Source organism: Actinoplanes sp. NPDC048791 (assembly GCF_040650095.1).
Lineage (GTDB): Bacteria > Actinomycetota > Actinomycetes > Mycobacteriales > Micromonosporaceae > Actinoplanes.
The window spans coordinates 1-2,406 of record NZ_JBEZGQ010001162.1 but is presented as its reverse complement, the minus strand read 5'-3'; the positions used below and the strand labels follow the sequence as shown (position 1 = coordinate 2,406).

2 protein-coding genes and 1 tRNA gene are annotated in these 2,406 nt (G+C 69.7%); 1 reads left to right on the top strand and 2 read right to left on the bottom strand.

Annotation, left to right across the window (positions count from 1 at the left end):
• Window positions 1-598: 598 nt before the first annotated feature.
• Window positions 599-671: transfer RNA gene (locus AB0C29_RS43705), tRNA-Asn, on the bottom strand.
• A 207-nt stretch (window positions 672-878) separates the two neighbouring features.
• Here AB0C29_RS43705 and AB0C29_RS43700 point away from each other — a divergent pair.
• Window positions 879-1,199, top strand: coding sequence for a hypothetical protein (locus AB0C29_RS43700; RefSeq protein WP_360833597.1), 321 nt, complete (start codon window positions 879-881; stop codon window positions 1,197-1,199).
• A 138-nt stretch (window positions 1,200-1,337) separates the two neighbouring features.
• Here the strand turns inward: AB0C29_RS43700 and AB0C29_RS43695 are convergent, their stop codons facing one another.
• Window positions 1,338-2,345, bottom strand: a complete 1,008-nt coding sequence (locus AB0C29_RS43695; protein WP_360548708.1) for a sugar phosphate isomerase/epimerase family protein — start codon at window positions 2,343-2,345, stop codon at window positions 1,338-1,340.
• Between the last annotated feature and the right edge of the window lie 61 nt (window positions 2,346-2,406).

Here is a 2,406-nt window from a genome sequence, read left to right as displayed (position 1 = left end):
GCCGCCGCCCAAAGCCGCCGCCCACGCCACCAAGTCGCCGAGCCGCCGAGCCGCCGCCCACGCCGCCGAGCCGCCGCCCGCCCGAGGAAGACAAACGGTCCGGGCTCGGCAACACAGCACGGCGTCACTCCCGATCGCGCCGTCGAGGGACCCCTTCCCCGCCCGCTCGCCGCCCACGTCGTTGCGGAGCCCGGTGGCAGCCGTACCCGCCGGCACACACCTTCCGGCGGACACACCAGGAACCAGCCCGATCGTGGCCTCGACAGGTGGCACCACCCGCCCCCGGGTTCAGGGACTGTCGCGGCCCTCGCCGAGGACGCACCGGTTCGGCCGGTCAACTGCCACCCGCGGCCGAACAGAACGTGGCCACGACAGCGCCCCCGTGGTCATCGGTAGGTGATCCAAGGGGAACCGACCGACCGCCCAGGAACCTCGGCCACAGCGCCGCCTGACACCCGACGGGCCACGTCCCGGACTAGTTCAACAGAAGATGCCGGCTCACCGACCGAGAGCGGCAGCGACACCGGCACATCGCCCAGAACGACAGAAAGGCCGCACACGGGCCGGAAATCCGGCCCGCCCGCGGCCCGAGCGTGAGCTCCCCCGATTGGACTCGAACCAATAACCTGCCGGTTAACAGCCGGCTGCTCTGCCAATTGAGCTACAGGGGATCAAACCGTCACCTCCGCTCCCGCTTCCGCGGTAGTGGTGGCGACCGGAACGACAATACATGACCGCCCGCCCAGGGCGAAAACGGGTGACCCGGCGCGCCGGGGCGCGCGCAACAGGGATGAAACACGGACCGGGGGCATGACTGCGGTGCAGGATGGGTAAGCACCTGTTCGACGCACGAGCGTCACCGAACGGAAGGAGCCGCCATGCGCGGAAAGCTCATGTTCATCACGGGTCTCGCGGCGGGCTTCGTCCTGGGCAGCCGTGCCGGCCGGGAGAAGTACGAAGAGATCACCGCCAACGCCAAGAAGGTGTGGGAGCACCCGACGGTCCAGGAGGCCGCCGGAGTCGCCCAGGCGCAGGCCAACAAGCTCTACACCGAGGGCAAGGACAAGCTCAACGAGTCCAAGATCGGTGAGAAGCTCAAGTCCGCCAGCACCAGCTCCAGCACGGGCTCCGAGACCACCACGCTGTCGACCAGCGGGTCCGGGATGACCTCGTCGAACGGCACCGGCACCACGTACTGACAAGTACCGCTTCTCAAGGCCCGGCCCACCAACGGTGGACCGGGCCTTTGGCGTCAGGACGACAAGCGCGTCAGGACCCCAAGCGCGTCAGAACGACGAGCGCGTCAGAACGACGAGCGCGTCAGAACGACGAGCGCGTCAGGACGACGACGAGAAGGCCGCGTCGAAGGCCGCGCTGGGCGCGTCGAAAGCCAGCCGGCGCACGAACTGCAGCGCCTCCGGGGCACCGACCAGGCGGTCCATGCCGGCGTCCTCCCATTCGACGGACAGCGGGCCGGTGTAGCCGATCGCGTTCAGGGCGCGGAAGCAGTCCTCCCACGGCACGTCGCCGTGCCCGGTGGAGACGAAGTCCCAGCCCCGGCGCAGGTCGGCCCACGGCAGGTGGGAGGCCATCCGGCCGCGGCGGCCGTCACCGGTGCGGACCTTCGCGTCCTTGCAGTCGACGTGGTAGATCTTGTCGGCGAACTCGAGGATGAAGTTCACCGGATCGAGGTCCTGCCAGACGAAGTGCGACGGGTCCCAGTTGAGCCCGAACGCCGGCCGGTTGCCGATCGCCTCCAGGGTGCGCCGGGTGGTCCAGTAGTCGTAGGCGATCTCGCTGGGGTGCACCTCGTGGGCGAACCGCACGCCCTCGGCGTCGAAGACGTCGAGGATCGGGTTCCACCGGTCGGCGAAGTCCTGGTAGCCGCGCTCGATCATGGCCGGCGGCACCGGTGGGAACATGGCCACGGTGTGCCAGATCGAGGAGCCGGTGAAGCCCACGACGGTGTCCACGCCGAGCCGGGCGGCGGCCCGGGCGGTGTCCTTCATCCGCTCGGCGGCCCGCTGGCGCACCCCCTCGGCCTCGCCGTCGCCCCAGATCGCCGCGGGCAGGATGTCCTGGTGCCGCTCGTCGATCGGGTGGTCGCAGACCGCCTGGCCGACCAGGTGGTTGGAGATCGCGAAGACCTTCAGGTTGTGCTTCGCGAGCTGCTCGCGCTTGCGGTCGACGTAGTCGTCCTCCGCCAGCGCCCGGTCGACCTCGAAGTGGTCACCCCAGCAGGCGATCTCCAGGCCGTCGTAGCCCCACTCGGCAGCCAGCCGGCAGACCTCCTCGAACGGCAGGTCGGCCCACTGGCCGGTGAAGAGCGTGATGGGTCGCGCCATTGTCAAAACTCCCTGTTCGCCGGTGCACGAAAAGGGTTCCGGTGGCCCGCGCGAGGGTGGC

Coding starts and splice junctions, on each gene's coding strand:
- AB0C29_RS43700 (WP_360833597.1), top strand. CDS start 879: ATGCGCGGAAAGCTCATGTTCATCACGGGTCTCGCGGCGGGCTTCGTC.
- AB0C29_RS43695 (WP_360548708.1), bottom strand. CDS start 2,345: ATGGCGCGACCCATCACGCTCTTCACCGGCCAGTGGGCCGACCTGCCG.